Source organism: Larkinella punicea (assembly GCF_003334855.1).
Lineage (GTDB): Bacteria > Bacteroidota > Bacteroidia > Cytophagales > Spirosomataceae > Larkinella > Larkinella punicea.
Genome location: NZ_QOWE01000003.1, coordinates 377904 through 403014, shown reverse-complemented (window position 1 = coordinate 403014; position 25111 = coordinate 377904). Strand labels below are relative to the sequence as shown.

At 51.4% G+C, this 25111-nt stretch carries 20 protein-coding genes and 1 tRNA gene; 3 read left to right on the top strand and 18 right to left on the bottom strand.

Features of this window, described 5'->3' with window-relative positions; genetic code table 11:
• From DUE52_RS32620 to DUE52_RS05290, 3 genes are all read right to left on the bottom strand, one after another.
• Positions 1 to 316: ISAon1 family transposase N-terminal region protein (locus DUE52_RS32620; protein ID WP_133299766.1), on the bottom strand; the 316-nt coding region annotated here is incomplete at its 3' end.
• Between the two features lie 181 nt (positions 317 to 497).
• Positions 498 to 570, bottom strand: a tRNA-Thr gene (locus DUE52_RS05295).
• Positions 571 to 721: 151 nt separating this feature from the next.
• Positions 722 to 2929: a DUF349 domain-containing protein gene (locus DUE52_RS05290; protein ID WP_114404916.1), complete on the bottom strand. Its 2208-nt coding sequence runs from the start codon at positions 2927 to 2929 to the stop codon at positions 722 to 724.
• 96 nt (positions 2930 to 3025) lie between these two features.
• Between DUE52_RS05290 and pdxH the strand changes: the two genes are divergently transcribed.
• Positions 3026 to 3667, top strand: coding sequence for a pyridoxamine 5'-phosphate oxidase (gene pdxH / locus DUE52_RS05285; RefSeq protein WP_114404915.1), 642 nt, complete (start codon positions 3026 to 3028; stop codon positions 3665 to 3667).
• 77 nt (positions 3668 to 3744) lie between these two features.
• Here the strand turns inward: pdxH and bshB1 are convergent, their stop codons facing one another.
• The 5 genes from bshB1 to DUE52_RS05260 all read right to left on the bottom strand — a co-directional run bounded on the left by bshB1 (position 3745) and on the right by DUE52_RS05260 (position 9407).
• Entirely contained in the window at positions 3745 to 4479 is a 735-nt protein-coding gene (gene bshB1, locus DUE52_RS05280) for a bacillithiol biosynthesis deacetylase BshB1 (protein WP_114404914.1), read from the bottom strand.
• A gap of 3 nt (positions 4480 to 4482) precedes the next feature.
• A complete protein-coding gene (locus DUE52_RS05275; RefSeq protein WP_114404913.1) occupies positions 4483 to 5556 on the bottom strand; it encodes a M23 family metallopeptidase in 1074 nt (357 codons plus the stop codon).
• A 127-nt stretch (positions 5557 to 5683) separates the two neighbouring features.
• Positions 5684 to 6637 (bottom strand): thioredoxin-disulfide reductase, encoded by a 954-nt coding sequence (gene trxB, locus DUE52_RS05270; protein ID WP_114404912.1) that lies wholly within the window; start codon positions 6635 to 6637, stop codon positions 5684 to 5686.
• 185 nt (positions 6638 to 6822) lie between these two features.
• A complete protein-coding gene (locus tag DUE52_RS05265; RefSeq protein ID WP_310587777.1) occupies positions 6823 to 8769 on the bottom strand; it encodes an OmpA family protein in 1947 nt (648 codons plus the stop codon).
• A gap of 5 nt (positions 8770 to 8774) precedes the next feature.
• Positions 8775 to 9407 (bottom strand): 7-carboxy-7-deazaguanine synthase QueE, encoded by a 633-nt coding sequence (locus tag DUE52_RS05260; RefSeq protein ID WP_229312070.1) that lies wholly within the window; start codon positions 9405 to 9407, stop codon positions 8775 to 8777.
• 63 nt (positions 9408 to 9470) lie between these two features.
• On the opposite strand from DUE52_RS05260, the gene DUE52_RS05255 reads away from it, so the two are divergent.
• Positions 9471 to 10856, top strand: a complete 1386-nt coding sequence (locus DUE52_RS05255; RefSeq protein ID WP_114404910.1) for a sulfatase-like hydrolase/transferase — start codon at positions 9471 to 9473, stop codon at positions 10854 to 10856.
• Between the two features lie 68 nt (positions 10857 to 10924).
• On the top strand, positions 10925 to 11620 hold the full coding sequence (locus tag DUE52_RS05250; RefSeq protein ID WP_114404909.1) for a head GIN domain-containing protein: 696 nt from the start codon (positions 10925 to 10927) through the stop codon (positions 11618 to 11620).
• Here DUE52_RS05250 and DUE52_RS05245 read toward each other — a convergent pair.
• The 10 genes from DUE52_RS05245 to DUE52_RS05200 form a co-directional block, all read right to left on the bottom strand.
• Complete coding sequence (locus DUE52_RS05245; protein WP_114404908.1) at positions 11617 to 12621, bottom strand: ABC transporter ATP-binding protein; 1005 nt, start codon at positions 12619 to 12621, stop codon at positions 11617 to 11619. The genes DUE52_RS05250 and DUE52_RS05245 overlap by 4 nt on opposite strands.
• A gap of 160 nt (positions 12622 to 12781) precedes the next feature.
• Positions 12782 to 13879: a TFIIB-type zinc ribbon-containing protein gene (locus DUE52_RS05240; RefSeq protein ID WP_114404907.1), complete on the bottom strand. Its 1098-nt coding sequence runs from the start codon at positions 13877 to 13879 to the stop codon at positions 12782 to 12784.
• Positions 13880 to 13968: 89 nt separating this feature from the next.
• Positions 13969 to 14949, bottom strand: coding sequence for an SPFH domain-containing protein (locus DUE52_RS05235; RefSeq protein ID WP_114404906.1), 981 nt, complete (start codon positions 14947 to 14949; stop codon positions 13969 to 13971).
• Positions 14950 to 15123: 174 nt separating this feature from the next.
• The gene (locus tag DUE52_RS05230; protein WP_114404905.1) at positions 15124 to 15960 is read right to left on the bottom strand and encodes a hypothetical protein; all 837 of its coding nucleotides are present in this window, start codon (positions 15958 to 15960) and stop codon (positions 15124 to 15126) included.
• On the bottom strand, positions 15957 to 16484 hold the full coding sequence (locus DUE52_RS05225) for a GNAT family N-acetyltransferase (RefSeq protein ID WP_114404904.1): 528 nt from the start codon (positions 16482 to 16484) through the stop codon (positions 15957 to 15959). Before DUE52_RS05225 ends, DUE52_RS05230 begins: the two co-directional genes overlap by 4 nt.
• 41 nt (positions 16485 to 16525) lie before the next feature.
• Entirely contained in the window at positions 16526 to 16999 is a 474-nt protein-coding gene (locus tag DUE52_RS05220; protein ID WP_114404903.1) for a hypothetical protein, read from the bottom strand.
• 244 nt (positions 17000 to 17243) lie between these two features.
• Complete coding sequence (locus DUE52_RS05215; protein ID WP_114404902.1) at positions 17244 to 18134, bottom strand: cupin-like domain-containing protein; 891 nt, start codon at positions 18132 to 18134, stop codon at positions 17244 to 17246.
• Positions 18135 to 18365: 231 nt separating this feature from the next.
• Positions 18366 to 19994, bottom strand: a complete 1629-nt coding sequence (locus tag DUE52_RS05210) for an NADP-dependent glyceraldehyde-3-phosphate dehydrogenase (protein ID WP_114404901.1) — start codon at positions 19992 to 19994, stop codon at positions 18366 to 18368.
• Between the two features lie 299 nt (positions 19995 to 20293).
• The gene (locus DUE52_RS05205; protein WP_114404900.1) at positions 20294 to 22675 is read right to left on the bottom strand and encodes a putative Ig domain-containing protein; all 2382 of its coding nucleotides are present in this window, start codon (positions 22673 to 22675) and stop codon (positions 20294 to 20296) included.
• A gap of 561 nt (positions 22676 to 23236) precedes the next feature.
• Positions 23237 to 24865: a sensor histidine kinase gene (locus DUE52_RS05200; RefSeq protein WP_114404899.1), complete on the bottom strand. Its 1629-nt coding sequence runs from the start codon at positions 24863 to 24865 to the stop codon at positions 23237 to 23239.
• Positions 24866 to 25111: the final 246 nt, after the last annotated feature.

Below are 25111 nucleotides of genomic sequence, written 5' to 3'. Positions count from 1 at the left end.
CAAACTCACTGGTCATCCGCGTTCCTTTTCCTACTTGAGTCCAGTCTCGGTACACTACTTTTCCGGTTTGGGTGTTGAGCCACCGACGACGCTTGATGTGAAGGAAAACCTGATGGCCACGGATGGGGAAATCCTGAACCGTTATCGTCGGAAAGAAGCCTTTGGAGCGTAGATTTTTCCTTTCCGGGTCATCCGCATTCTTCTCTTCAATATACACGTGGAAGACACCGTCTGGACGGTCAATGGAAGTCAATTCAAAATTTTCCAGGATGAACTCGGGTAACAGGAACTGAATCAGGGGCAAGAAACTCTCCAAAACAATACAGGTTTGATCAAAAACACAAACCTAAAAAAATCCTACGCCCTCCACAACTTTTGCTCTTGATCCAAAAAATCCTACGCCCTCCACAACTTTTGCTCTTGATCCCACAGAATCTGGAGCCTGCTGAAATCAAAAAAGAGGTTACGACTTTCGTCATAACCTCTTGATTTTGAAGAGCCCCCAGTCGGGATCGAACCAACGACCTACTGATTACAAGTCAGTTGCTCTACCAGCTGAGCTATGGAGGCAATTTGATTTGAGCGTTCTGCCACGCAGGCAGTCAACCGAAAACCGGGTACGCTGGATGGCTTTCTTTAAATCTGGTGCAAAAATAGCAATTTTGCCTTTTCGGTCAAAGAAAGATTCCTTTATTTTTCCAGCCGAAGCCATTTTTTTCGTTTACTGGGCTTCCCGAATCACTTTCAACTGGTGCTTCAGATCATCCAGTTGCTTCTGGGCCACCTGAATCTTTTTATCAATGTCGGCCCGCAGTTTATCCGCGCCTTTCGAACGGCTGAAGAATTCGATGTTGTTGTTATACACCGCAATATCGTTTTCCAGCGTCGTCATTTTACGGCGAATATCACCTTCTTTTTTGTACAAATCCCGCGACGAACCGGTTTCACGGATCATCTCCGCTTCGTTCTCAAGCGTCAGCCGTTCTTTCTCTCTGGGAGAAATTTTTCCATTGGCCCCCACAAACAAGTTGACCGCATTGATGTACCGCTTCTGAATCGACTGCATGTCTTTCTTCGGTACATACCCGATTTGCGACCACTCTTTTTTGAAGTCGTTCAACTGCGCCAAGTCCGCATTACCGCTGTTTGCCACGGTTTCGATCCGCTCGCAAAGCGCTATTTTCTTCGCCAGATTTTCTTCAAACTCTTTCTCAACCTCCTGGTTTCGGGAGCGTTTCTTGTTGAAGAAACCGTCGCAGGCGGCTTTGAAACGTTCAAAAATCGTGTCCTTAAATTTCTCCGGAACCTGACCGATGTTTTTCCACTGACGTTGCAATTCAATGACTTTCTGGGTGATTTCGGCCGACTCTTCGCCCGACTCCAAAATGCCTTCTACTTCTTCGCACAACTGGGTTTTGGCTTTCAGGTTTTGCTCCCGCTTGCTTTCGAGTTGTTTGAAAAACTCACCTTTGTGGTGGAAGAACTGCTTGAGGGCAGCCCAGAATTTCTTGCTCAGTTCTTTGCCTTCGTCGCGCGGCATGGGCCCCCGAATGTTGTTCCAACGATCCTGGATCGTCATCACTTCGCGGGTCTTTTCGTTCCAGTCGTTGATGCTGTTCGAGGTGAACGACGTAAACGGAATCAGTTCTTCGTAGAGTTTCGATTTCTCTTCGTACAACTGTGCGCCCTCTTTCCGAATCTCCTCGTTCTGTCCGCGACGGCGGTCGTAGAGCGTATCGAGCGCTTTTTTGAAGCGTTGCCATAACACTTCCTGCTCCGCTTTCGGAGCCGGCCCAACGTGTTTATATTCTTCGAACAGAGCGTTGGCTTCGTCAATAACCGCTTTGGTTACCGGACTGCCTTCGTTCGCCAGCACCATCGCTTCCACTTTTTCACAAAGCTCCGCCTTCTGGGTCTGGTTCTTTTTCCGATCGAGTTCTTTTAATTCAAAATAAATATTGCGGTTGCTGTAATACCGGTCAACCAGAGCGTGGTAGGTGGCCCAAAGCGTCGCATTGTGGGGCGACGACACATTCCCGGCGGCTTTCCACTCATCCTGAATGTGCTTGAAACCGTTCCAGCTCGTCTTCGGATCACCGGCGTTGTTTTCGTCGGCTTCCACCAACTCCCGCAACCGGCGCAGTAGCTCCGTTTTGAGGTTAAAATTGTTATCCTTGGCTTTTTCAAGCTGCTGGAAATACTGATTTTTCTGGTCTTTAATCTGCTTGAACAGACTATCGAACCGACCCACCAGTTCATCCGGTTTAAACTCGAATCCCTCTTCCGAGCCGGTTTCCTGCACATACCGTTGCAGGGCTTCGGCCCGATCCGATGCTTTCGATTGATCAAACAACGGACGTAATTCTTTCAGAACGTCATCTGCCCGACGATAATCCGATGCCGAAACCGCATCCGTCTTCAAAGAAGCCAGATTTTTTTCGAGCAACACGACCATATCCGCCCGGGAAAGCTGGCTGTAGTCGGCAGCCGGTGTCACCTCCTCCAGTTCCAGTTCAGCCGATTCTGTGGATTCAACGTGCATTTCTGCCACCGCCGAAGTCTCCGGTGCGGATGCTTCCACAGCCTGCGGTTCTGCAACCGGTGGCTCTTCAGCAGACACCAGTTCCTGGCCGGATTCGTCAGCAACCGTCGGCTCCGTTACCAAAGCTTCCGGCGTTTCCGCTCCTTCCGGCTTTGGCTCTTCCAAATCGGTTGTTTCCTGATTGAGTTCCGTCTCCACCGTGTTGGCGGGCTCCGGAGCCGATTCTACTTTATCAGCCGGTTTTTCGTTCGATTCCAGTTCCACCTTGTCAGTCGGTTCCTCGTTTGATTCTACCGCATCAGTCGGCTCAGTCTCCGGTTTTTTCTCGTGAGATGCTTCCGGATTCTGTTCCTTGCGTTCAGTTATTTCTTGCTCTTCGCTCGCCATACGATCTTTAGGAATCGTTACTTTTGCAAAAATACGAAAAAAAGCGGATTATTATTTCTTTACAGACCGCATCACCGGATCGAATCCCAAACACCCATGCTATCTCCCCTGGCTGACCTACGCAAAGAGTATACCCTAAACGGGTTAGACCCCTCAGATGTTACCAAAAATCCGTTCGCTCAATTTCAGCGCTGGTTCACGGAAGCCTTGAATGCGGGCGTTCCGGAGCCCAATGCCATGCACCTGGCCACGGTTGGTTCGGAAGGCCGGCCTTCCGGGCGAATTGTTTTGCTGAAAGGATTCGACGAAAACGGCTTTTCATTTTTTACGAATTACCAGAGCCGCAAAGGATCTGAGTTGACCACGCACCCGTTTGCCTCACTGACTTTTTTTTACGCTGAACTCGAACGCCAGATCCGGATCGAGGGTGCGATTCAGAAAGTATCCGCGGAAGATTCTGACGTTTATTTTCAGAGCCGCCCCCGGGGCAGTCAGATCGGAGCCTGGGTTTCGCACCAGAGTTCAGCTATTGAAAGTCGTGAGGTACTCGAAAACCGCCAGCAGGAACTGGAGCAGCAATTCGAAAACCAGCCCATTCCCCGCCCCCCACACTGGGGCGGCTACCTCCTGGTTCCCGATCGCATCGAGTTTTGGCAAGGCCGACCCAGCCGTCTGCACGACCGGGTTTTGTACCGAAAAGAAGAAGAGAATTGGGTAATCGAGCGGCTGGCGCCGTAACGGGATGATGGGTTATGAATGATGAGTTATGATTTTTCGAGCCAGCCCTTTCATCATTCATCGTTCATAACCCATCATTATTTCAAATCAAACAGATTCTTCACCCCGATCGTCCGGTCTACCGTGAAGCCTTCGCCGTATTTGACGCCGATGACGTGGCCGAACTCTTCGGCACGGGCGCGCAGAAATTCCATGAATTCCTGACTGGCAATGTAACTCATGGGTTCGTTGCTCTTCGGATCGTAGAACTGACTCTTGTAGGCCAGCAGCGACTCCTGTTTCTTCTCGTAGAAATCGGTAATATCGACAATAAAATCCGGTTTGATGTAGCGATCCTGAATCAGGTGATACACCAGTTTCGGACGCCAGGATTCCTGCTCCAGCCCCGTCGCGTCAGCACCAAGATTATCCACGGTTTTGATTTGCCGAAGCCCCGAATAAAAGCACGCATCCACCACCAGTTCCGACGCCCGCCCGTGGTCGGGATGGCGGTCGTAAATGGCATTCGTGATCACAATATCGGGTTTATAACGTCGGATTGCCACCATCAGCGCCTTCTGGTGCTCTTCATCGTTGCGAAAAAACCCATCCCGAAAACCCATGTTTTCGCGCGCCGACAGCCCCAGAATCCGGGCAGCCGCATCGGCCTCCTGCAAACGGATTTCGGGCGTTCCCCGCGTACCGAGTTCCCCACGGGTCAGATCTACAATCCCGACTTTTTTGCCCTGTGCAACGAGGGAAAGAATGGTGCCGGCGCAACCCAATTCAGCATCGTCGGGGTGCACGGCAATGACAAGTAAATCCAGTTTCATTCGTTAGTGGACTCTCAGTTTTTGTCCCGGCCGAATCCGTGAGCGGGTTGATAGGTGGTTTTTCCGGGCAAGCGTTGATGCCGTCAATCCATACCGCCGGGCAATGCTGGTGAGGGTTTCGCCCGATCGAACGCGGTGGAGAACCGTGCGTTTGTACCGCGGCTTGAACCCGGATAAGTTGACGCTTTTCCCGCGTAAATAGTCCCAGGCCGAAGCCGTCAGTATAAAGTGATCGGAAATGAGCGAGTTGGTCGGGAAGTCGTAAACGAAGGTCGGGCTGAAGGGGTTGCCTTCATACCGGGTTTCGAAGTGAAGGTGAGAGCCGGAACTGCGGCCGGTGCTGCCGCCCAGGCCAATCTGGTCGCCCGCTTTAATGAGTTGGCCGGATTCGACCAGAGCCTTGGACAAGTGGCCATATACGGTTTCCAGACCGTTGTAATGCCGAAGCAGAATGTAGCGGCCAAACCCGCCACCATCCCAGCCTGACACCCGGACAATCCCGTCGAAAGCGGCATAAACCGGATCGCCGGTTTCCAGGTCAAGGTCCATGCCCTTGTGCCACCGCCCCCAGCGCGGGCCAAACATGGAGGTTACTTTTCCGTCGACGGTTGGGGCCGACCAATACCGGTTTTCGCCCGGATCGTATAATTTCAGATCAATTACTTCGTCAAACTGGAGGGGGTCGATGCCATATGGATCGACGTTGTGGGGGTCCCAAATGGCATAATAATCCGCAATTTTCACCCAATCATCGCCCACCTGAACCGAGTCGATATACTCCACCACGGCAGGTTCACCTTCATCGATGGTGGAAGTGTCCTCAGCGACTACGGGATTCACCTCTTTTTTGGGTTCAAACTGGTTGTTAAACCGCAGGTTGGAAGGTTCCTGTTCAAATTCCTCATCCGGTACCTGAACCGGTGATTGCGTAGGGAAATTGGAATTTTCTTTTTCTGATTTCTTTGGCTTGATGCTCAGGTTCTTCTTGAATTTTCCACGTTCCTGTGCTTCTACGGTCGTTACGCTTGCCAAACAGCAAACGCTGGCGAACAGCCACCAGACTGCCAGTTTTCTCATCCTTGGGGATAAAGTTTGAAAAAAAAGTTAAGAGTTAAGAGTTAAGAGTTAAGAATGCTTTAGCCAACTCTTAACTCTTAACTCTTAACTTTTAACTCTTTTTTGGTGGTTACTAATTGTATATCGTTTACGCTTCCGCGTGCATTTCAACTTCTTTCATGGCCAGATACCGTTCGGCATCCAGGGCGGCCATACAGCCCGTTCCGGCGGCCGTCACCGCCTGACGATACGTATTGTCCTGGGCATCACCGCAGGCAAATACGCCCGGCACATTGGTCCGGGTGCTGCCTTTTTCCGTCAGGATGTACCCGGTTTCATCCATATCAACGAACGGTTTGAAAATGGCCGTATTGGGTACGTGGCCGATGGCGACGAAAAAGCCGGAGACATCGATCACCCGTTTTTCACCCGTCACCGCATTTTTGATCAGCGCACCGGTTACTTCCTCCTCACCCAGTACCTCTTCCGTTTCGCTGTTCCACAAAATTTCAATATTGGGAAGCGATTTCACACGGTTTTGCATGAATTTCGAAGCCCGCATTTCGTCCCGACGAACGATCATGTATACTTTCCGGCACAAATTGGCCAGGTAACTCGCTTCTTCAGCGGCCGTATCACCCGCGCCCACAATGGCAACGTCTTTGCCCCGGAAGAAAAAACCGTCACAAACCGCACAGGCCGAAACGCCCAGGCCGTTCAGGCGCATTTCCGACGGCAAACCGAGCCATTTGGCCGAGGCTCCGGTCGAAATAATCACCACATTGGCACTAATTTCCTGTTGATCGTCCACCGTAGCCTTGTGAATGGTTCCGGAGAAATCAACGGCGGTGACGACACCATACCGGATGTCGGTTCCAAACCGGCGGGCCTGCTCTTCGAGGTCCGTCATCAGTTGGGGGCCGTTGACACCGTGGGGGTAGCCCGGAAAATTATCAACTTCGTTGGTGATGGTGAGTTGTCCGCCCGGTTGCATTCCCTGGTATAAAACGGGTTTCATGCCCGCACGGGAAGCATAGATGGCGGCAGTATATCCGGCCGGGCCGGAACCAATAATAAGGCAATTGACGTGTTCGGTGGTCATCGTCTGACAAAGAATAGAATGTTTAATCTGGTCGGCTTTTGCTTAAATACGGAGCCAGACACTGAAAAAACAAGCGCAAAGGTGCAAAAAATTCCCGGCGAAACCAAGTTGTATGCTTGACGAATGACGATTGACCATTGACGGTTGTCGATCGTCAATGGTCAATCGTCATTCGTCATTCAAAATCACCAAATCCGCCATTCAATCCGCCGGTTCAGCTTCCGGTTTTCGTCGGTTGTGTTGGGAACAACGGGCCTTGTTTCACCGTATCCGGCCGATTTAATCCGGTTTGGGGCAACACCGGCTTTGGCCAGATAACTCACCACCGATTGCGCCCGTTTTTTAGACAGTTCCAGATTATTGGCCGTACCGCCCTGATTGTCCGTATGCCCGGAAACTTCGATATTGACCGTTGGATTGACTTCCAGAAACTTCACCAGCCGGTCGAGTTCCGTCCGCGATTTGTCGGCCAGATCATACCGCCCGGTTTCGAAGAACAGGTTGTTCAGCGTCTCTCTGGCCGGAGCCCCGCCCTCCGACGGTTTGATCGGTTCCAGCGGCACGCTCATCGTCAACCCCTCGCCTTCCCGTTTCCGGGTAAAATCGAACGACAAACTTTTGAACAGATACCCCGGCCCGATGACATACAGGGCGTACTCGCCACCAGTCGGCAGAATGGCGGTGTATTGCCCGGTTTGCGGATCAGACTGAACGCGGGTAATCAGTTGATTGGTCGACAGGTCAATGAGTTCAATCGTGGCATTCAGCGGTTTTTTGGTGCGGGCATCCGCCACCAGCCCTTTCAGGTAACTGACCGGGCGGACTTTCTGACGCAGGGCTTCGGGCAGATCGAAAACGTAGAGTTTGGAACGCTGCTTGCCGTCGCTGGCGGCCTGTTCCTGCGAATAATAGGCGTGGGTGCCGTTGGCCGACACAAACAAAGCCGCCTGATCGTCGGAGGTATTGATCGGATACCCCAGGTTTTGCGGATTCGACCAGCCATTGGCCGTACTATCGGCCACAAACAGATCGTAACCGCCCATGCCCAGGTGCCCTTCCGACGCAAAAAACAGACTGAGGCCGTTGGCGTGAATAAACGGCGATGCTTCGTCAAAGGGCGTGTTGATGGATTTCAGGTTGTAGGGCGGTTTCCATTCGCCATCGTCGCCCAGATCGCTGCACCAGATGTCGCGTCGGCCCATTCCGCCTTTCCGATCCGACACAAAATACAGACGCCGACCATCCGCCGACAAGGCCGGTTGCGATTCCCAGGCGCGGGTGTTGACCACCGGCCCGATGTTTTGCGGCTCCGACCAGGCATTCCCGGTTTTATGACTGATGTAAAGATCACAACTCCCGTAGCCCGCACGACCCTGGCAAACCGTAAACACCAGCGTCCGGCCATCGGCCGACAGCGTGGGCGTCCCTTCGTTGTTGATGGAATTGATGAGGGGTGAAATGGACTCGGGCGGGCTCCAGGTTTCGCCTTTGTGCGTCGAAACCATCAGATCCTCATCGCCTTCGGGCTTCAAAACCGTGTACACCAGCGTCTGCTCGTCGGCCGTCAACACCGGAAAATACTGGGACGGAAACGCCTGAACCGTCGCGGCCAAAGGCTGCGGTTTGACCGGTAGTGGATTCTGAATCGCCTGTTCGCCAAAGTGGGCGGTTTGCAGCATCCGGTCGATCCGTTTCCATTGCAGCGACTGGGGTGGAAACAGCTTCTGATACCGTTCGATGTGCGGGATGGCGACCCGATAATTGCCTTTTTTGAGCAGATAGGCACTCACAAACTGATACGCCAGCCCCGTCGTGGGTTTGTCGGGCTGTTGTCCGATGGCCCGTTGGTAAACCTGAAAAGCCTGGTCGGGCTGGCGCATGAATTCGTAGACCTGCCCCAGTTTCAGATACGCATCGGTATAGCCGGTATCACGTTCCACGGCCTGGTGAAATAAATCCAGCGACTCGGTCATTTTCCGGTTCGACAAAGCATCGACCGCCTTTTTATACAGTTCGACGGCCTTTTTGTTTTGACCGTAGGAAGGAAGAAGAAAGGGCGGAAACGAAAAAAGGAATAAAAGGATCAACAGGCGGTTTTGCCGTCGCTCCTTTCTTCCTTTTCGTTGCTTCAATTCCCTTACGGAATGTCCATGAATTTGTGTGTTTGCAACGAAACCTGCCATTGCGGATGCTGTTTTACATACTCAACGATCAGAGGCAGCATTTCATTTGAACGACTCCACTCCGGTTGTAAAAACAATTTGCAATGCGGTTGCAGCGATGCCACAAACGACTCCGCAAACGCAAAATCGCTTTTGTTGTAGATGATGGCTTTCATCTCATTCGCCTTGCTGAAAATATCCGGATTGGGCTCCTTGAACTTCTTGGGCGAAAAACAGATCCAGTCCCAACGCCCGGTGACGGGATAAACCCCCGAGGTTTCAATATTGGTCTGAAAACCGGCGTTCTGAAGCGCCAGCGTCAAACCGCTCAGGTCGTGCATCAGCGGTTCTCCGCCCGTAATGACGGCCATGCGTCCGGGATATTGCAAAGCTCCGTCGACAAGTTCATCGATCGTGTAGCTGGGGTGGGCGTTTACATCCCAGGATTCTTTCACATCGCACCAGTGACACCCGACGTCGCAACCGCCGAGCCGGATGAAATACGCGGCTTTTCCGGTATGCGCCCCCTCTCCCTGCAACGTGTAGAACGATTCCATGACGGGAAGCCGCTCCAGGGTGTCAGTTTGTTGATTGAGTACTTGATTCATGGTGCAAAGTTACGGAATTTGCGGGCGAAGGTTTATCTATTCCCACGGCTTTCCGCAGCCTTTATGAAGTATCGTCCGTTTTCGTTTCTGCTTACCGGCCTGATTCTCGCCGTAATAAGCACGTTATTTCTGAGTCATACGCCCCCTTTGGCGGCTCCCCAGCCCAACATCGTCTTCATCTTCGCCGACGATCTGGGCTGGGGTGACCTTTCTTCCTACAGGGCTACCGACCTGAAAACACCACACATCGACAGCCTGTTGCGGGGCGGATTACGGTTTACGAATTTTTACGCCAACAGCCCGGTTTGCTCCCCCAGCCGGGCGGCTTTGCTGTCGGGGCGCTGGCCGGAAGCGATGGGTGTTCCTGGCGTTATTCGTGACGATTTGGCCGATAGCTGGGGCTACCTGGCCCCGGGTCTGCTGCTCCCCAACTATCTGCAAAAAGCGGGCTACCACACGGCTTTGGTTGGAAAATGGCATTTGGGACTGGAACCCGAAAACGCCCCCAACGAACGCGGTTTTCAGGAATTTTACGGTTTTCTGGGCGATATGATGGATGATTATTACACCAAACGACGCAACGGCCACAATTTCATGCGCCACAACCGCCAGGTCATCGATCCGCCCGGTCACGCAACCGATGTGTTTACCGACGGAGCGATCCGGTATGTAAACAGCCGGAAGAACAACCCAAAACCGTTCTTTTTGTACCTCGCTTACAATGCTCCTCATAACCCATTGCAACCACCCGCCGACTGGATTGACCGGGTGAAAAAGCGGGAACCCGCCATCGACCCGAACCGGGCCAAACTGGTGGCGCTGATCGAACACCTGGACGCCAACATCGGCCGACTGCTGGCAACCCTGAAGGCAAACCGACAGTTGGAAAATACACTGATCGTTTTCACGAGCGACAACGGCGGCTGGGGACCCGCCAAAGCCAACAACGGCCCCTACCGCGCTTTCAAGGGAACGATGTATGAAGGCGGGATTCGGATTCCGGCGGGCGTGGTCTGGCCGGGTCACATTCAGCCGGGCCGGGTGTCGGACGAGCGTGGGCAACTCAGCGACTGGATGCCCACCTTTCTGGAACTGGCGGGTCAGCAAGCCACCACGCCGGTCGATGGCAAATCGCTGGTGCCGGTTTTGCTGACGAATCAACCGGATGCGCAGAAGCTCGAAACGCTCCGCCAGCGGCCGCTTTTTTACATTCGCCGGGAAGGCAACGACGCCTTCAAGGGACTGACGACCCAGGCTGTTCGACTGGGCGACTGGAAATTGCTGCAACCCAGTCCGTTTTCACCCTTTGAATTGTATAACCTGAAAGACGATCCGAAAGAAACCACCGATCTGGCGAAGCAGGAAAAAGCGAAAGCCAATGAACTGACCCGCCTGTTAATGAACCACATCCAACTGGGCGGGGCCGTACCGTGGCAGAAAAGAAAATAGGAATCGGTGCAACTTTCCGGTTCAGGACGGCATCTTCATCGCAGGAATTTTATCTTTCGCTAACCACCATGCAAACCCATCGTTTTTATTTATCTCTCTTGTTTTCGACGCTGATGGCCGGTTTTTCAAAAGCGCAATCAGTAACTAAACAGTTCAGTATCAAGTCGTTCGACCGCATCGACGTGGCCAATGCCATCGATGTCGAAATCCGCAAAGGCGCTTTCGACATCGTGGCCGATCTGTCGCCCGGCGAAACCGAGTACCTGTCCGTCAAAAGCGAAAACGGCGTGCTGGTCGCCCGGTTCAACCGGCCGGCCGGCAACTGGATGCCGGGTAAAAGCCGCAAATCGCCCCGCTTGCTGGTCACGATGCCCGCCCTGCGCGGCATTACCCTTTCCGGTGCCTCCGACGGCGACGTGAATGATGCATTCGACAGTGAAGAACTGGACATTACGCTGTCGGGAGCCGCCGACCTGACGATGAAAGACGTTTCGGCCAACCGCATCCGGCTGAAAGCGTCCGGAGCCTCCGACACCAAATTGAGGGGACGCGTGAAGCAACTCGATGTTGACATTTCGGGGGCGTCGGATTTACAAGCTTACGAACTGACGGCCAATGAAGCGATTATCCGGGCGTCGGGAGCAAGTGATGCCTCGGTGACCGTAACGAAACGACTGGAGAAAAATACGCGGGGCGGAGCCGATGTTTCGCACCGGGGCAATCCGCAGACGGTGATTTCGAACCAGAAAAAATCGGACGACTAGACCGACGATCCGCGCATCCAGTGAACGGATTCGGGCGACATTTCCAGCCCGACCAATTGGCCGACTTTGATTTTTTCGTGGGAGGCCGCCACAAACGTCAGGTTGACAAACCGGTTCATTTCGACTTCCACTTCCAGGTAAGCGCCTTTGAAAAACACATTCCGGACGGTTCCGCCGAAGCGTCCACGGTCGCTCAACCGGATGTTTTCCGGGCGAACACAGGCCAGTGCGTTGGGTTGGTAGGCGTGAATGATGCCCATCAGCGGCAGGTGTTTGGCCCGAATCAGGTTGGCCGGGCCGGTCATTTGCGCGGCATAGGCGTTGTACGGACGGCGGTAGACATCCATCGGTGCCCCCATCTGAATCAGTTGGCCGTCCTGCAAAATCCCGATACGGTGTGAGATGGACAGGGCGTCGGTCGAGTCGTGGGTAACAAACAGGCAGGCGGTTTTCTCGTTCCGAACCAGATCCAGCAACATACTTCGGATCAGTTCTCGGTTGGGCAAATCGAGGTGACTGAACGGTTCGTCGAGCAGCAACGCGGCCGGTTTTTCGGCAATGGCTCGGGCAATGGCCGTGCGCTGTTTTTCGCCCCCCGACACCTGGCGCGGGAGCCGGTGTTGCACTGCTTCGAGCCGACACAGGTTGATCAACTGCTCGACCCGAAAATCCTGGTAGCGTTTTTCGTAAAACCGTAAGGCGTAGGCGATATTTTCGCGGACGGAAACGTTGGGCATCAACTGGTATTCCTGGTGTACCAATTTGATATGCGGGTGCCCCGGAACCAACTGTTCTGATGGCCCTTTAATTCGCTCATTATTTAATTGAACGACCCCTTCCGTTGCATCGAGTAAACCCGCCATCAGATTGAGCATGGTACTTTTCCCCGAGCCACTCGCCCCAATCAACCCCACTACCTCACCCGGTTTTATGACCAATGAGACGCCCCGAACGGCAGTTACGTCCCCGAAATATTTTACAAGATGGATAGACTCAAGCAATGGACAATGACCTTTTTCAGTGCATGCAATATATTGATCAACAATGATTTACGCAGATAACGAACGAAAACCGTATTTGCCGAAGGTGTAAAATTAAGGAATTACGGGAACAACCTTGCGATAAGCTTTTATCATATGTGAGAAAAATCTCAAAGCGTTTTTACCGTTTCCCCAGCCAATAAAAGAATAGTACCAACAAAAGAAAAGCAAATACCACCAGGGCAATTTTCCAGGCCGATTTGGGTCGTTCGCCCGCAATTTGCCCGGTTTGTCCGTTAACCAGGAATCGGTATGGCTTGCCGTTGTAGAGATACATACAAATCCAGAGCGGTAACAAAATATGCTTGAACGTCTGGTTGGTTAAGGTCGTATCGACATTCAGGTTGCGTTGCGTATCCCCGCCCATTTGCGAGGCACAGGCATTTTCTTCGCGACTCCGAATCTGTTCCTCGGCTTTGCGCGCACTTTCCTGTAAATCGATGCTGTAGACTTCGGCTTCCCAGCCCAGCAAAATCCGCGGATCATAATCGACGATTTCCTTCAAATCGTAGCGACTGGCTTCCTGCACCTGGCTTTCCTGCTCCGACAATTTCCGGGAGGCCATTTCGAGCATGTCGTCGTAAAACGCCTGGTGCGACCCGCTGCGGTATTCCCACCGAACGCGCTGCTGTTGCTGCGTTACGGTTTTGCCATTGGCGTCGCGCACCTGCACCGGAACGTAGTAGTAGAACCCGGCTTCTCCGGTGTAATTCGAATGCGCCTGGGCGTCGAACGTCCAGAACGGAATGTAAATACCGTGCAGGTTATCCAGCATCGCACCGGCTGCCAGATCCGACGGCGCCAGCCAGCTATCCCCTACCCAGCTCTTGAACCGCTGCAACGCCTGCTCTTTCGAAATCCGGAACGGCAGCAAACCGGCGGGTTCGATCAGCCGGGTTTTCTGGGCATCCGGGTTCACGTTTTTGGAATTACAAAAGGCACAGGTTATCGTCGGTGCGTCGTAATTAACGGTCGTTTTCGCTCCGCAATTCTGGCAGGTAAACAAGCGTTTCTCCTCAGTGGGCGCGTTGGGTAACTGCCGGTCTTCGACGCGAAAAGCCAGCGGGTTCTCGTGCAGATTGCTTTTGGTAAACGGAATGTCTTCGGTGTTGCCGCAATAATCGCAGCTCAGTTTCTGCTTCTCGGCCGAAAATTTCAACTGTGCTCCGCAGGCCTTGCAGGGAGCCCGGACCAGGTCTGAAAGTTCTGATGGTTGCATGAGGAAGGAAGAAAAGGATAAAGGGAGGAAGGGAAAAAGAGGTACTGGTTGATTCCGTTCCTCCTTCTATCCTTTCCTCCCTTCCTCCTTTAGAGTCTGGCTAGTAACTCGGCTTTTTTGGCGTTGAATTCTTCCTCGGTCAAAATCCCGGCGGCTTTCAGTTCGCCCAGTTGCCTGAGCAGATTCATGACCTCGGTTTTGTCTTCTTTGGGAGCCTGTGGCGCATTGGCCGCGCTGGTGTTCTGCATGAAATTGCCCAAACCGCCCAGCAACACGGCAGCGCCACCGGCACCACCACTTTCGGCGGCATCTTCCAGCGCAACACCCGCCTGAAACTGCTGAAAGCGAGCCATATCACCGACCATATTCATCTGCGTGGTTTTGTCGAGGAAAGCTTCCACTTCTGGCGGCAGGCTCGTATTTTCGACGTAAAATTTGGTCAGTTCCAGACCGTAGCCCGTGAAATCCGACTGGAGCAGCGGCAGCAGTTTGTCGCCGATTTCCTTGTAATTTCGGGATAAATCGTAGACCGAAATACCGGCTTCGCCAATCGTATCCGTGAAGTTGGTGATGATGGCCGACCGGAGTTGATCCTCCACATCGCCGATCCGGACCACGGGCGTCGTTCCGGCGTATTCCTTGATAAACTTCCCGGCATCGACCACCCGCAGGGCAAACACCCCAAACGCCCGTACGCGTACCTGCTTCAGTTCGGGATCGCGGACGATGAACGGGTTTTGGGTTCCCCATTTGAGGTTCGTAAACTGCTTGGTCGAGACGAAGTAAATATCCACTTTGAATGGCGACTCGAAACCCATTTTCCACGACCGCAAGGTGGTCATGATCGGCATGTTCTGCGTAGTCAGTTCATAACGTCCCGGCTGATACACATCGGCAATCCGGCCTTCGTTGATAAAAACCGCCACCTGCGACTCACGCACGGTCAGTTGAGCGCCGTATTTGATGTTATTGCCATTGTCCGGAAATTTCCAGATTACCGTATCGTTCGAGTTATCGACCCAGTCGATGACCTCGATAAATTCATTGCGAATGAAGTCAAATAGTCCCATATGCTTGTCTTCGACAACCGCTAGGCCATCGGGTTTTTCGGTGCTGCTGTTTTACACGTTCAATTCTACACAAAAAAAACGAACCCGCACGAGTTCGTTTTTTTGAACGGCAAGAAAAAACCGCCAGACGTTCCGTTTTCGGTAATGACGGAGCGGCTGCCTGAATTCAGAAGTTTACTCCCGCCATCCGTATTTGTTCTCATCCAGAAGCAACAAACTCATCAACAGATGTTCCCGCCGGTCTTCGGGCGTTGACGGCCCATAGGTAAGAGAACCGACAGCGGGTCGTTCACCCAGGTATTTGTTGTAATTTTCTTGATTTAACGACTTCAACTTATCAAATTTCTCCTGAACCAAGTTATAGATTTTGTCATTAATGTAGAAAAGCTTTCCTTTCAGGTAATTCGCCGTGGCTTTTGTGGGCTCGTCCATTCGGTGTTTGAAGTAAAAATAGTCCGGCCATAGATAATCGAGTTTGTGCTGCAGTAACGTTATCTTCAACAGATTGGGCATAAACGTTCGGGCAAACCGAAAATGCTCAACCAATAACCTGACTTTCATCTCATTTAAATACCGTTTGTACTCTGCTTTTAAAAAGTCAATCTTGGTCTCTTCCTGAAATAGTCCTGTCAATTTTAACGGAGACCGTGGATTAAAAAAATCAGGCAAAATCTTTTCGTAATTCGTTAGCAATGCTTGATTATACGCAATTTCACCCAATTTGCCGTTGTCATCTTCCACAAGGCTTTCCTCATAACTCCGAATCCGGGTTTTTAGATTCGCTTCATACCGTTCAAACTGCTCGTTGCCCAGAATGTCTTTAAAAGTCGCCCATTCAAAATCCCATTCTTCCCATTGCGAAAAGTACGTGTCTTTGGAAGAAAGCCTTTTGTCTTGTTCATAGTGATGAATGCGTTCGGCCTGTGCCAGATCCGGATTACAAAAGGCGTACCGTTCCTGTACCAGTTTTACCAGCCAGTCGGGGTCTTCGGGTGTAATGATTGTGCTCATTTTACAAAATTCCGGTTAAACCAGGCCATTGGAATATCGGCTTCAAATGAGCCGGTTTTCGTATCAATCCGTTTCTCTAACCGTCCTTCGACCACAAAGCCTATTTTCTGATAAAACGCAATGGCTCTGGTGTTGCTTTCGCGGGCAATCAGCTCAACCCGTAAGACGTCGGGGCGGTTTTCTTCGACGTACTTTAAAAAATCTAAAAATAGTCGTTTCCCCAGCCCACAGTTCTGAAAACCGGGGTGAACAACAATCGTTAATTCCGACAGGATGTGTTTAAAAACCCGGGGTTCCAGTTGATAGCCATGCATTTCAGCCACCAGTTCTGCGGGATTTTCCGGATTAGCGATCACGAGAGAAAGGCCATTCTGAAGCGATTTCCGCAAGTTATTCGAAACATAAGCGGGTGTAATTTCGTCTTCTTCCCGGGCTATTCCACCGGGAATTTTGGCCACCTGTTTGTAAAGATTATAAATTTTAAATTCATCCGTTTCTTCTGCCAATCGCGTCGAAAAATGCATGCTTACTGCTTTATGTAGATCAAGGTGTTATACCGTCAGCGTTAGAAAAAATCAGGATCGGTGGTATTTTCAGTCGCTATAGGTTCAAAAAGGTACCAGAGCAGAAAGTCGGGCAAATAATCCGAATTCTCCGGCTGGGAACGGATGGTAACCACCGTTTTCCCCTGATCAACCGCTAAACCGTACGATAAAACGGCTTGCTTTCCCGCCAGGATCGACCACTCGGCCAACGGATTATTTTTTATTTTTAATTGATAGGTTCGGCCCTCATATTCGAAAACCATCGAATTGCCATACCACGTTTCAGGATAAGCCCTGGCCACCCGTCTTTCATCCCCGTCACTAATTTCCAGGGAGCTTTGCCAGAATCCGGTTCTCTTGATCGTGAATTGTTTGCTGCCTACAGTAGCGGTTGCTTTCCCGCCCGCGGTGTTCATACTGAGTGATCCTTTTTTTTCGTTTCCGACAAAAAACGTATAGATCCCTTCGTTTATTTTATGCCATTTCTTTTCCATTTTTCAGCTTGCATTTACCCTATTTTTGAGCATCACTAATAATCTTCCCAGTAAGCCAATTCGTAGTTATATTATAAAATCAATTCCAACAATAAAATTTGATAACAATTCAATAACACACCTGCTAACAGTCACGTTTATACGTTAAATGAGTTTTAAAATAGTGAATTAATCTTTAGAAACTTAAATAAAAAACAGCTTATTTCCAAATTAATCTAGTGGTAAATTTTATAAGAAAAATGATTTATGCTTCTGCGTTTTCCAAACGAGGGAGATCTTTCATCGCTTCATTGGCATTTTCAAACGCTTTCCGGTTTTTATACTGAAACCACGATTGTGTAAAGTATTTCTTCATAAAATTGTCAATCCGCATTTGCCCGAACAGATTCCAGGCACCCTGAATCCTTTTCAGCCAGGATTCATTGAGAACCCGGAGCGACAACGCATAACCGCCATCGATGTACTCAATGTAATGCCAGTAACCGGCTGGTATATAGAGCGTTTCGCCATAATCCAGGGTACATTCATAGCCTTTGACGTGCTGCAAACCGGGGTATTTCTGGTAATCCGGCTTGTTGACGTTCATGTACGAAATGACCGAAAACGGGAGCCGATACAGCAGGGGCGTGTATTCGGGCGCAAACAATACCACCCGCTTTCGGCCCACAAACTGCGTCAGGAAAACATGCGACAGATCAATGTCATAGTGCATGTGTACCACCGACCCGGCACCGCCGTAGAACATGAACGGCAGGCTCATCGCAAATCCGTCCACCAGATCAGGCTTCAGAACGTCTTTTTTGAGGGATGGAATGTGCTTGAAAATATTGAAGAGAAATATGCGGAGTTCGACGGGCTGATTGGAAGAAATTTTGTCCAGATAATCGCCAAAATTCATGCGCTCATCGACAAACATCGTGCTTTTATCTGGATCTGCCGGCTTGTTATTGTACAAATCGACCGTTAGATGACCGGCCCTTTCTTTAAGTTTTTCGAACGACCAGTTTGTATAGGCCGGCCAGTCGTGGCAAAAATCCCGGATGATGGCGGGCTGGTGTTTTTTGAAATAGTTTTGTTGAAAAAGAGCTTTATCCTGTTTGCTGATGCGATCGATTGGAACGAGTTCAAGTGCCATACGGGTAGATGAATGCAACGTACAACCCAAAATTTATTGGATGTAACAAGATTTCTACCAATGAGTTCACAAAACCGTTCGAAAATGAGGGAGAGATAGAATTAAATTTCGATTAATGCAATCCTACTATAATGCAATCCGGCGATACCGCCGTACCTTCTTCCAATCAGCATCGAAACACCCCGGACGATGTTGGATAAAAGGCACGGCGGACCCGGTTATGGCAATGAATTAAAAAATGAATTTCGTCGACAGGAACTCGGATTGGTGCTGCTCCACAATGTCGTTTAGAATCGTTTTGTTCTGCGCCGTATCTTTCGTGGCCACCACGGTGCGGATGGAAAACGACCGCAGCGCATCCTCCACCGACAGGGTGCCTTCTGCCGAATCTTTCCGGCCCGTAAACGGAAACGTGTCTGGTCCGCGCTGGCATTGCGCATTGATATTCACCCGGCTGACCTGGTTGACCAGCGGATCGATCAAACGCGCGAGCGGTTCGCTTTCACTCCCGAAAATGCTGACCTGCTGGCCGTGATCCGCGTCGATGATGTAGGCAATCGGCTCATCAATATCGTCAAAAGGAACCACCGGAACCACCGGCCCGAACTGCTCCTCGCGGTAGAGTTTCATACCGTCTTTTACCGGATAAACCAGGGCTGGAAAGACAAAAGATTCCACGGTCGTGCCGCCCCCTTCGTTCATAATCCGGGCACCTTTCGCTTCAGCATCCCGCAGACACGCATCCAGATACGCCGGTTTTCCGGGTTCTGGCAGCGGTGTTACCTGCGCTCCCTGGCTCCACGGCATTCCGGGCTTCAGTTTGTTCAGTTCTTCGCCCATGCGTTGCAGAAAAACGTCGGCCACCGACCGGTGTACCCACAGGATTTTCAGGGCCGTACACCGCTGCCCGTTGAACGACATCGCGCCCAGCATACACTCTTTCACGGTCAGCTCGATGTCGGCATCGGGTAGAATAATGGCGGCATTTTTGGCATCCAGACTCAAAACCGCCCGCAGACGGTTGCTTTTGGGGTGCATTTTTTTGAGGCTGTCGGCCACCCGGCTCGACCCAATGAGCGCCAGCACGTTGATTTTCCCCGACTTCATCAGTGTCGGAACCACGGTAGCCCCCCGGCCATAGACCGTGTTAACGACCCCCTTCGGAAACGACGTCCGGAATGCGTCGAGCAGCGGGTGATGCAGCAGCGTACCGTGTTTCGGGGGTTTGAACAAAACCGTATTGCCCATCAAAATGGCCGGGATCAGCGTGGTATAGGTTTCGTTGAGCGGGTAATTGAACGGCCCCATACACAAAACGACTCCCAGGGGCGAGCGCCGAATCTGGCCAATGATGCCCTCCTCGATCCGGAAACGCGAACCGGCGCGATCGACGTCCTTGAACGCGTCGATGGTGTCGTAGATATATTGCACGGTGCGGTCAAATTCCTTGATCGAGTCGGCCAGGGTTTTCCCGATCTCCCACATCAGCAGGTTGACGACGGCTTTTTTCTGCTCCATCATCTTCCCGACAAAGCGTTCCATGCACTCGATCCGATCGGTTACCGACATCGTCGGCCAGGCACCCCTTCCGCTGTCGAAAGCCCGAACGGCTGCATCCAGCGCATCCAGGGCTTCGTTGTCATCCACCGGCAAGGGGTAACTGCCGATCACTTTCCGAACCAAACCAGCGGGCGTCTGAACAAAAATTGGCGATACCACCTCCTGCGTGGGGCCGTCCCACTGCCGGATTTCGCCATCCACGAGGTAGTCCCGCTGATGCAATGCTTCGATCCGAAATTCCTCCGGAATCTGGTCTTCTGCCGGAAACAGAATTTCCAGTTGCTGTGATAAATTAGTCATACTATTAAATTAGAAATGGTAATTGCAGCGTACAAAGGCACAAAAAAACCGTCCTCAAGTCAGGCAGGCCGGTTGGTCAATCAGAAGTCGATGAAGAATGAATAGAGGCTGGCCTTTCGGATCAGCCCTGCAAAAGTACAGAAAGCCTGACGAAACGTGGCTACCCAATCACGGGAATTATTGAGGGTGTCGGACAAATACTACTCTATTTTACCTTTTTTTTTAATAAACACGGCTTTATCAAGCAAAAAAACAGCCCAAATGATACGTCTGGGCTGTTTTTTTCAAAATAGACGTCTTTAGGGTTTCAGCATTTTAACCGTTACCGCCTGCTGACCCGACACCACCCGTAAGAGCAACAGCCCCGTCAGTTCGCGGCCCAGATTGAATTGCTGTTTTTCAACGACCCCGGCGGTTTCTACCGCCCGCTCGCTGATGATTCGTCCGCGGACGTCGCTGAGTTGAAAACGAACCGATTTTCCTTCCACCCCCCGAACTTCCACACTCGTTTGCTCACCAACGGGATTTCCCAACACCGTCACCGACAAACCCCGTTCTGCCGACGCCACTGAGGCTCTCGCCGGCGACGGACAGGTCAATGCTTTGGGCGCATACTTCAAGGTAAAGGTGCTGTTCCGTACTTTGGCGCTGATCTGGTGGGCATTGCCGTCTTTCAGACTCGCCGGCGTCGGAAAGCTGTAGGCATGTTTTCCATTTCCCTTTCCCGCATCGTCCAGATCCGTTCTGTAGATATCCGCTTCCGCCGTTCCGATCACCTGGCCGTCGGCCGAAAATTCAATCGTCACCGACGCGTCGGGCTTGTTCCGATCCCAGGCCCACCCGCGCATCGTACCACATTCTACTTTATCCAGATACCCGTCGAAACTACCGGTTACCGGCCCTTCCGGCTCGGGTTCCGGCTCCGGAGCCGGGGCGGGTTCCGTGGCCGACTTCACCCGAATCAGAAAGGCATCCGTGCCGGTTGCACCGTCGTTGTCGGTTGCTTTCACCGTCACGCTCAGGGTGGCCACCGACGTTGGCGTACCGGCAATCAGGTTCGTAGACGCATTGTAACTCAGACCAGCCGCCAAACCGCTCACCTCGACTTTGGCGATGGTTCCGTCCGCGTCTCTGAAATGGCTTTTCGAAACAGCCAGATTAAACGGTTTGCCAACGGTGGCATCGCGGTCCGCATACGCCGTAATCACCTGGGGTGCCTTGTTCCCGTCGGGTTGGGCTGGTTCATCCATCTCATCCAGCAAATCTTCGATCAGCGTAACCTGAACCGGTTTTTTTCCGGACTTATTGTATTGATCCGTCCAGCGATTGGTGATGGGCGTATAAGTGTCCCGAAGGATTTCCGACAGTTTGTAGCTGATGCTGCCGCCGGTTTGTACCTGCGTAACGGGCTGATTCAGCAAACCGGCATCCACAACCCGATCGACCAATTGTGTGAGGGTGGCGCGGGCGTCTTTTCCCCCGAAATTGGCCAGTGTCAACATGGAAGCCCCGTGATCAAAACATTCCTTCACCTGATCGTAATACGTACCGATCGAAACCGTTTGCCAGAACATTCCGTCGACCGCATTGATCATAAACGCACCCGGTTTTAAATTACTGCGCACAATATCCATCGAAAACCGGTGGTTGTAGGTGGGGCCGTCGTTGAATTTCAGCCCATCCGAGTTCTGGTTCAGGCTCTTGAAAGCGTATGTGCCCCGCAGACCACTCAGCCGGTCCCAGACGGCCCCGTGCTGATTGACCACCCGGATCGACCCATCGACACCCTTGATCGTGTTGGTAATGTCGTTCAAAAACCGTTCGAGCAGGCGGTGCCGAAAAACGTACCAATCGAGCCCCCGGCGATTGGCACTGAAGATGCCCCGTGGATCGCTGGTCGTGTTGCCCGGTGGTACGACGGCATTCCAGTCACCAAAACCGGTGTTCCAGCGTTTGTTCAGATCCGATAGTGTGAATTTTTCCTGCAACCACTGCCGGAAGGCGGTTTTCATGGGATCGCTGTAATCGAAAGCAATGACAACCTTGTCGCCATCGGCCTTGTCGAGCACCGGCGAATATTCGGATTCCAGGGCGGGTGAGGCCACAACGGAGAAAAACAGCAGTTTATTCTGCTGTTGTAAATAGAGATACCGCCGGGTGGTTTCCTTCACGAAATCCTTCGCCAGTTCAATGGTCGGCTGGTGGGCGTAGCTAAACTGCGTGATGCCACTGCCCGTACTCCGCGACCCGTCAGCCGCCTGCATGGTCTCGTTCGTCTCCCAAAAATCGCCCAGCATCTTGATTTCACGACCGACATGAATCCGCAGGGCAATCTTCAGGCCCAGCCGCAAGGCGGTTTGGACGTGTGAATCAACCACTTTCCAGTTGGCCACACTCTGGCGGGTGGGGTAAACCCGGTCCCAGTTGATGGTGATTTCAACGGCATTACAGCCCGCAGCGGCCGAATGCTCAATGCGTTCATCGTCGACCCGAGGGTCATTTTCAAAGTTAAAGATGGTGACGCCCAGATACCGCTGCCGATTGACGGGGGCGGGTTCGGAAACCAGGGCGTTCGATGGCAATTTGATGGCGTGAATGACTCCCCCACTGCCCCGGGCGGTACTAAAACTCAATCCCAGAAGGAGTACAAGGCAAGCCAGTAGATCGTTACGGTTTTTCATACGTTGCGTTAACAAATAAAAAAATGTTACTATATTAATTTATTAAAATCCATAGTTATCCGATCGGGATAAATCCCGTTTAAAAATTAAAAAGCAACAAGGTTTCGATCCGACAGTCTGCGACTGTTGGGGGCTACAGGTAAATCGAAATGGTAGGGTGACTAACTACTCCCAGGACGCCACATTCTACTTCACAGTAACAGCAGGATTTTTGCTCGAAAGCGTGGAAAACTGCCTGCTTCAGCTCCCGGATTTGGTTTCGAATCGTGCAAATTTAGCACGGCAAGATTTCGCCGAAAAGAAAAATTTTACTTTTTTTGAGCATACATCAGCATATGATTGAGGAGTGCCGACGAAAATTAACAGACTTACTTTTCATATGAAAATAAGCTGAACACCAAAAGAAGTGTTGGAAAAACGGTCTATTGTCGAAGGTTTAAACTCCTGACAATAAGACCAATTGCTTACAGGATGGATTAGACAATAAATGTGCCATATCCCGGATTCACCGACAAAAGAATTAATTATCAGACAAATATTTTCTGTAAACTGCTCAGGCGCTCAGCAGGGCAACACAATCGTGCAAAGCGTATACTGATTGAGTTTACTCTCGACGTCGAGACGCCCCCCATGCTGCTTGATAAACTGGCGGGATAACGATAGCCCCAGCCCGATACCCGAGATGAAGGAGGTGTTCGATGCCCGGAAGAAGGTCTTGCCAATGTGTTCCAGTTCTTCGCCCGGAATCCCGATTCCAAAATCCCTGACCGAGATACGGATTTCATGATCCGACGTATCGATCCCCACTTCCACCGGTTTTTCGGAACCGATGGAATACTTTAACGCATTGCTCATCAGGTTTTCCAACACCTGCTCCAGAATGATCAGATCACCTTTTGCCCAGACCGTTTCCTGACCGCATTGAAACTGAATCCGCTGGTAATCCGTATGCTGTTCGAGTTGTTGCTCAATCAAATTCTTACAAAAAGCCACCAGTTCTACATCTTCGATCCGGAGCGCAATCTGCAGCAACTGCATCCGATCCTGAAACAACACTTTCGTCAGCAGTTTGTCGAGCCGCTGGACTTCCTGGCGGGTCTGGTGGGCATAATGCACCACCTTTTCGGCCAATACCGTCCCTGTCGACCGTTCGCTGTATTTAGCGAGCGCTTCGGCAGCCAGCAAAATGCCCGTCATCGGATTGCGGAACTGGTGTGAAACAAAGGTAATGAACTGCGACTGGTGGGTGTTTATTTCCCGTTCGTGCCGCAGCACCCGGTTGACTTCTTCCTCGGCAATCTGCAAGCGGATCAAATCTATATCGGTCTGATTTTTAGCTTCCTGAAGGTTTTGCATCGTCACCGCCAACTGCCTTTCCGCTTCTTTGCGGTCGTTGATGTCCAGATACGAAGCCACCACGCCATCGTCATTTTTAATGATGGAAATATCGAACCAGCCACTCAACGGCTCGCCCGCGTAGTATCGCTCGGTGCGACGGGGTTCGCCGGTTTCAATGACCTGGCCATAATCCGCAAAAATCACCTCGCGGGCTTCCGGAAACAACCCTAAAAACCGCTTTCCAACCAGGTCGCCGACCGAGCGTTTGAGCAGCAAAGCGTATTTTTCGTTGGCCCCTTCGTAAACAAAGTCGATGAGATTCCCTCTCCGGTCGCGGACGGCTTTCAGTTGCGAAATCGCAATCGGTGAGCCATCCAGCATCGTTTGCATGGTTTCGGTCACCTTTTGCAACCTGGCCTGCACTTCTTTCAGGGCAGTAATATCGATTGTCGTTACAATAATCCGGTGATCATACCGGCAAATACTGATTTTGTACCAGCCCACAAGACCGTCGCGGTGGTGAAATTCGGTTTCGAACTGGTAGTTTTGCCGGGTTTGGAAAACCTGAACAGACAAAGCACACAAATCAATGGTAACCAGGCTTGGCAAAAGGAGCTTCATCGACTCACCGATCAATATGTCCGACGGACGATCAACCAGTTGGGCCGCCAGCGGGTTCAACAACACCAGCCGAAAATCCGTTGGCAGACCCTCGTCGTTGAAAACCGGATCATAGACGTAAAGACCCGTCGGAATGTTGATCAGGATGCCTTGCAATAGATCAGACTGGTCCTTCGGCTGCTTTTCGGGCGGTAGGGATTTTATCGGTTTATCATTCTGGGAATCCGCCATGTTCTGTTCTCAGGAAGCCAGACCAAGGGGAAAAGTAGTCAGCCGCGCAGTTAAAAAAAATACCTACATTTATTATACTCCTGACGACCACCTGGCTACTTTCAAAACCGGTATAGAATGGTCCTTTACGGAAGACAACTCGATTATTAGACGAATGTTCTGTAAACTTAAGCTAATTGCTTAAATTTCAATAACCTACTAAAATTACCGGCGTAGTTTACGAAGTTTATTTTTCCCGCAGACAGC

Coding starts and splice junctions, on each gene's coding strand:
- DUE52_RS05290 (WP_114404916.1), bottom strand. CDS start 2,929: ATGGCGAGCGAAGAGCAAGAAATAACTGAACGCAAGGAACAGAATCCG.
- pdxH (WP_114404915.1), top strand. CDS start 3,026: ATGCTATCTCCCCTGGCTGACCTACGCAAAGAGTATACCCTAAACGGG.
- bshB1 (WP_114404914.1), bottom strand. CDS start 4,479: ATGAAACTGGATTTACTTGTCATTGCCGTGCACCCCGACGATGCTGAA.
- DUE52_RS05275 (WP_114404913.1), bottom strand. CDS start 5,556: ATGAGAAAACTGGCAGTCTGGTGGCTGTTCGCCAGCGTTTGCTGTTTG.
- trxB (WP_114404912.1), bottom strand. CDS start 6,637: ATGACCACCGAACACGTCAATTGCCTTATTATTGGTTCCGGCCCGGCC.
- DUE52_RS05260 (WP_229312070.1), bottom strand. CDS start 9,407: ATGAATCAAGTACTCAATCAACAAACTGACACCCTGGAGCGGCTTCCC.
- DUE52_RS05255 (WP_114404910.1), top strand. CDS start 9,471: ATGAAGTATCGTCCGTTTTCGTTTCTGCTTACCGGCCTGATTCTCGCC.
- DUE52_RS05250 (WP_114404909.1), top strand. CDS start 10,925: ATGCAAACCCATCGTTTTTATTTATCTCTCTTGTTTTCGACGCTGATG.
- DUE52_RS05240 (WP_114404907.1), bottom strand. CDS start 13,879: ATGCAACCATCAGAACTTTCAGACCTGGTCCGGGCTCCCTGCAAGGCC.
- DUE52_RS05235 (WP_114404906.1), bottom strand. CDS start 14,949: ATGGGACTATTTGACTTCATTCGCAATGAATTTATCGAGGTCATCGAC.
- DUE52_RS05230 (WP_114404905.1), bottom strand. CDS start 15,960: ATGAGCACAATCATTACACCCGAAGACCCCGACTGGCTGGTAAAACTG.
- DUE52_RS05225 (WP_114404904.1), bottom strand. CDS start 16,484: ATGCATTTTTCGACGCGATTGGCAGAAGAAACGGATGAATTTAAAATT.
- DUE52_RS05220 (WP_114404903.1), bottom strand. CDS start 16,999: ATGGAAAAGAAATGGCATAAAATAAACGAAGGGATCTATACGTTTTTT.
- DUE52_RS05215 (WP_114404902.1), bottom strand. CDS start 18,134: ATGGCACTTGAACTCGTTCCAATCGATCGCATCAGCAAACAGGATAAA.
- DUE52_RS05210 (WP_114404901.1), bottom strand. CDS start 19,994: ATGACTAATTTATCACAGCAACTGGAAATTCTGTTTCCGGCAGAAGAC.
- DUE52_RS05205 (WP_114404900.1), bottom strand. CDS start 22,675: ATGAAAAACCGTAACGATCTACTGGCTTGCCTTGTACTCCTTCTGGGA.
- DUE52_RS05200 (WP_114404899.1), bottom strand. CDS start 24,865: ATGGCGGATTCCCAGAATGATAAACCGATAAAATCCCTACCGCCCGAA.